The organism is Rhizobium sp. KNZ2-6A, assembly GCF_056755475.1.
Window position 1 is genome coordinate 1 of the sequence record NZ_JBNDIC010000104.1, and the last position, 4,981, is coordinate 4,981.

5 protein-coding genes and 1 pseudogene are annotated in these 4,981 nt (G+C 58.0%); 4 read left to right on the forward strand and 2 right to left on the reverse strand.

Annotation, left to right across the window (positions count from 1 at the left end):
- Positions 1-269 (reverse strand): annotated as a pseudogene (locus ACPYOP_RS32415) (IS6 family transposase); the annotation flags it as partial.
- A gap of 543 nt (positions 270-812) precedes the next feature.
- On the opposite strand from ACPYOP_RS32415, the gene ACPYOP_RS32420 reads away from it, so the two are divergent.
- From ACPYOP_RS32420 to ACPYOP_RS32430, 3 genes are all read left to right on the forward strand, one after another.
- On the forward strand, positions 813-2,246 hold the full coding sequence (locus ACPYOP_RS32420; RefSeq protein ID WP_481414298.1) for a pyridoxal phosphate-dependent decarboxylase family protein: 1,434 nt from the start codon (positions 813-815) through the stop codon (positions 2,244-2,246).
- A gap of 8 nt (positions 2,247-2,254) precedes the next feature.
- Complete coding sequence (locus tag ACPYOP_RS32425) at positions 2,255-2,416, forward strand: hypothetical protein (RefSeq protein ID WP_481414299.1); 162 nt, start codon at positions 2,255-2,257, stop codon at positions 2,414-2,416.
- A 207-nt stretch (positions 2,417-2,623) separates the two neighbouring features.
- Entirely contained in the window at positions 2,624-2,986 is a 363-nt protein-coding gene (locus tag ACPYOP_RS32430; RefSeq protein ID WP_481414302.1) for a DUF1097 domain-containing protein, read from the forward strand.
- Between the two features lie 389 nt (positions 2,987-3,375).
- Here ACPYOP_RS32430 and ACPYOP_RS32435 read toward each other — a convergent pair whose 3' ends face one another.
- On the reverse strand, positions 3,376-3,762 hold the full coding sequence (locus ACPYOP_RS32435) for a hypothetical protein (protein ID WP_481414300.1): 387 nt from the start codon (positions 3,760-3,762) through the stop codon (positions 3,376-3,378).
- A gap of 134 nt (positions 3,763-3,896) precedes the next feature.
- Between ACPYOP_RS32435 and ACPYOP_RS32440 the strand changes: the two genes are divergently transcribed.
- Entirely contained in the window at positions 3,897-4,643 is a 747-nt protein-coding gene (locus ACPYOP_RS32440) for a hypothetical protein (protein WP_481414301.1), read from the forward strand.
- Positions 4,644-4,981: the final 338 nt, after the last annotated feature.

Here is a 4,981-nt window from a genome sequence, read left to right on the forward strand (position 1 = left end):
TTGCCGCCGATCGAAATGACGGCCTCATCGAGATGCCACTTGTCGCCGAGCCGACCGGAAGAACGTCGACGGATCTTATTGGCAAAGATTCGCCCGAATTTCTCGGCCCACAGCCGAACTGTCTGATGCGAGACAATGATGCCGCGGGCGGCTAGCATGTCCTCGACCATTCGCAAGCTGAGTGGAAACCGAAAATAGAGCCATACGGCGTGGCCGATGATTTCGGCGGGAAAGCGATGGCGGCGATAAAGGGGATCTCGGTCGGTCATGGCGGAACATCGCACATTGAAGTCCAAGCTTCGTTAACATTACGATGCCCGGATAGGACAGACGTTTCCTTGAGTGCCGTTCCCGCTATTGTCGTCGATGATCTTCGCAAGCGCTACGGCACCGATTTTGTAAAACGTCGAGATGAGAAAGCGAACTTCATCGTGTAACAAAACCATCAGTCTCTGCGTAATTGTCATGTTCGACACAAACCCAACCTCGTTGTTCAGATGAATTAGGTTGGGATTTGCCCAAGGAGACAGAAGATATGTTCACCGCCGTGAAGAGCCCAACAATCGTCGCGTCTTGCGCCAACACATAGGGAAGAAGGCTCAAACGCCTGCTCACCATGCTGAGCGCTCCGCCGGCGCAGTCGGACTTGTCCCAGAAAAGCTCTGCGACGGGTCCGACCTTCCCGAATACGAGCTTTCCCGCCCCGGTCCTAGGCAACCCGGCATCACCTCAATCAGCCACATCAATACCTTTACCCGTTGCGGCCGGACGTCTTCGGCCCGACTGCAAAATGAGAAGGATACGTATCCGATATGAACCCGAGTGATTTTCGCCGCCACGGTCATGAACTGATGGAGTGGATAGCTGACTACTACGAGAATATTGAGACGCGGCCCGTGCAGCCGCCGACAAAGCCCGGGGACGTCAAAGCACTGCTGCCGGGCTCAGCGCCGGATCAGCCAGAACCCTTCGAGAGGATCATCAGCGACCTGAACTCGATCGTGTTGCCCAATGTCACGCATTGGCAACATCCCGACTTCTTTGGCTATTTTCCTTCGAACTCGCTGGGTGCGGGGATCCTTGGAGAGCTAGTCAGCACGGGCCTGGGTGTGCTTGGCCTTTCCTGGCAGGCGTCACCCGCTGTCACAGAGGTCGAGGAGGTCGTTGTCGACTGGTTCCGACAGATGGTTGGTCTTTCCGCAAACTGGATGGGCGTCATCAATGACACCGCATCCACGAGCACGCTGGTATCGCTGTTGTGCGCGCGTGAGAGAAGCACAAATTATTCGATGACCCGCGACGGGTTTCAAGGAGATGATCAAAATCTCATTGTCTACACCTCAGCCAGCGCTCACTCCTCGGTCGAAAAGGCGGCCCTGCTAGCGGGATTTGGGCGCCTGAATGTCAGGCATATCGAGGTGGACGAAACCTTCTCGATGCGAGCAGATCTGCTTGAGCAGGCGATCGCGCTCGACAAGCTCAATGGGAAGCAGCCGTGTGCAGTTGTTGCGGCAATCGGTGGGACAGCGACGACATCGATTGACCCACTCTCGCAGATAGCGTCGATCGCACGCAATCACAGTGTGTGGCTTCATGTGGACGCTGCAATGGCTGGCAATGCGATGATCCTACCGGAGTGTCGCTGGATGTGGGCTGGAATCGAGCTTGCCGACAGCCTCGTCATCAATCCCCACAAATGGCTTGGGGTGCCCTTCGACTGCTCTCTCTATTTCGTTCGCGATGAGCAGCATCTGCAAAGGGTCATGTCGACAAACGCGAGTTACCTTCAATCAAGAGTCGACAGTCTGGTTCGCAATCTCCGCGACACCGGGATCCCCCTTGGCCGACGTTTCAGAGCCCTGAAACTTTGGTTTTTGATCCGAGAGCAGGGCGTGTCTCGCCTTCAATCTCGATTGCGCCGCGACCTCGATCTGGCAAAAAGCCTTGCGGTCGAGATTGCAAGCACGCCCGATTGGCATCTGGTAGCGCCGGTAAACCTTCAGACGGTGTGCATCAGATATCAGCCGGAGAATGTTCCGGAGGAGCGGCTGAACGATTTTACGCGTGCCTGGGCCGAGGAGGTCAACGCTTCAGGCGAGGCATTTGTCACTCCGGCGGCAGTGAATGGTCGTTGGATGGTCCGGATTTCGATCGGAGCTCCAACTACAGATGAAGTCAATGTGAAGCGTCTTTGGACCCTGATCCAGAAAATCTCCGCAGCCAAAGCTCATGAGTTCGGGAGTTAGGACCTCTCATGGCAACGAGAGATCTTTTTGGCAAGGTGCCGCTGATGCAACTGCTCAGCGCGGCCAACACACCTGACGGCGAAATCCCAGTCGAGCGCGTCAGAGGGGAACGCTGGGCAGAAAGAGACGGCGATTACGCGCGCCGTTTTGCGCTCTTCAACGGGTCTTGAAGCAAGACGCCGTTCAAAGTGTCCATCGCAGTAGTGAAAAAAACGGAGGTCGTGGGGCGGGGCAGGAGGTCGGGTCGCTCACCCCGTATGCATGGAGGGACCAGTCCAACTTCAGTCCACTTTTCAACAAACAGAAAGAAGAAGATGGTTATGAGCAACGTTCAAAATTAGCCAACTGCTATTCACCGCCAGACGCGTGGCAAGTTCATTCTCTGGACCGTCGCGGCCTTCGCGGCATGGCTCAGCACGGCGTTGGCGCTGGAGGTTTGGGTCATGTTTGCCGGGTTTATTGCGTGGTTCACCCGACCGCCCTCGCTGGCCAACAGTCTTTCCGCCATGTTGTGCCTGTGGCTCAGCCTTGGCATCGGCGGTGCATCTGGAGTTCTCACCGGTGCGCTTATCCCGTCGCTCGGACACCTAGCCCTTCCACTGGTTGTCTTTCTTGTCGCGCTTCTAATCGTCCGTGCGCGCACGCAGCGCCTTACAAGCAATATGCTATCCTGGTTCCTTGGCATGGCACAGGGTCCGGGCAAGATCGAGTGCGTGGTTCTGTGCGAGGCTGAGATCTGACATGTGAGGCTCCATCCGGTGGCGGGGCAGATTCCCGCACGATGGTGCCCGTTCGATCCGGGCGCGGCCGCGGTCAACTCGCAGGCGCAGCCAGAGAAGTCGCAGCACCTGCGAACCCCTTGTGGGTTGACCGTCCAAGGCCGGGACTGGATTAGGGACGCGCCACCGCGCCCGGATGATATGTCGTCCCGCCATGGATTGTCCTACTTAGAGCCAGGGCGTCGCCCATCCAGCCTGACGACCTTCACAACACTGGTTTGTGAAGGTGCGGTTTCGAAGAGGTCGCCAGCAGAGGGGAAGGCCGTGATTGAAGCGGCCACACCCCTCTAACGTGGCAAGGCGGAGCGGTTCAAGACTGCCAAGTCGGATGCCGCACTGCCCCTTAATGGTTAAGGATGATGACCTGAGTGGAGTTCCTTCAGGCCCTCCTCCATTGATACAACAGGTGCATAACCCAGTTCTCGCCGAGCTTTGTCGATGTCGAACGACACTTCAACGGCGGACGTTGCGTAGGCCTGCATTGTTAGGGGCGGTACGATCCGCCCCCCCGATATTTTTCCAAGAAACTCGCCGACGGCAGCGACGGTGCGGACGGCAAAACGCGGCACAGTCTTCTGAGGGACATCGAGCCCTTGTGTCCCAATCAGAGCGGAGACGATGGTGCGGAATATCACCGGCTCTCCATCCGAGATGAAATACACCTGTGCGCCGCGGCCACGGCTGAGAGCGAGATCGACGGCATGACATATGCGTTGTCGATGTGAGGTAAGTTCCACCTGCGATCCAGGCGAACTTTCCTGAACGGACCGCTTCCAAAAGCGTTGGCAATGCCGTCGTGTCGTCACGGCCCCAGACAAACCGCGGGCGCAGCACCACGACGGAAAAATCAGGACTATCGTACGCGAGTGCCATGCGCTCGGCCGCTGCCTTGGTGCGGGAATACGGCTGCTCCAACCACAAGAGCAAGCTGCCGGTCGATGGTCTTGGCGGCGCCTGCTGCACCAACCAGAAGACCATTCTCCGCAAGAACCTGGAGGATCGGGTGCTGTCCTGCCTCCCCGCCGCCTTCTTCGGCATGGGCGTGTTCGACGACGTCGCCGGACAGGCTCGCCAAAACCTCGAGGCCTCGATCCGGAACGAGCCCGACGAGCGCCAGCGCATTTCCCGGGAGCTGAAGGCTGCCGAACAGGAACAGCGCCAGATCATCCAGCAGATCAGCGATCGCGCGGCCGAGGGCCGCCCTCGCTTGGCTGCGCTCGACGATATGCTCGACAAACTTGAGGAGCGCCGTGCCAGCCTTGAAGCGCGTCTGAAGCAAACGCCGGCGGAGGAAGATTTCGGGGAGAAGATCAGGAAGCTGAAGGCAGAGGTGAGCCGGCAGGCCGTCGAGCTGATCATCAACTCCGCCTTCTATTACATGCGCGAACACGCCGATACCGAGACAAAGCAGCCCTTCATCAATATCGTGCGCCAGTTCATCCGGAAGGTCGTGATCGGCAAGACACCGGGGCCACCAGCCGGCATCAATCGAAGTCCACGGCCGGATCGCCTCGATCCTCGCCGCCATGGAAGCCGCAACGATCATGGAGAAGCAGTTCGAGGCGCTCAAGCAGCGCGACTATCTGGAGAAGCTTCGCGCCGGCGAACTGGAGAGTGAGGCCAAAAAACAAAAGCTCCTCGACGCTTACGCGGAGGAGCTTTCTTTGAAACGACTTGAATGGCAAAATATTCAAGTCTCAGTGGTTGCGGGGGCAGGATTTGAACCGTTCGTTGCTTCGAACAGTCCACTGGACTGTCCGATCGAGCTGCAGCTCGAGCGCGCCTCACCCTTCAGGTTATGGTCCGTAGGACGAGGATCTAGCATCGCCATTGAAGATGAAGTCTTCGCGCCAGCGATAGGGGTCTTGGAGAGGGAAGATTGGTTGCGGGGGCAGGATTTGAACCTGCGGCCTTCAGGTTATGAGCCTGACGAGCTACCGGGCTGCTCCACCCCGC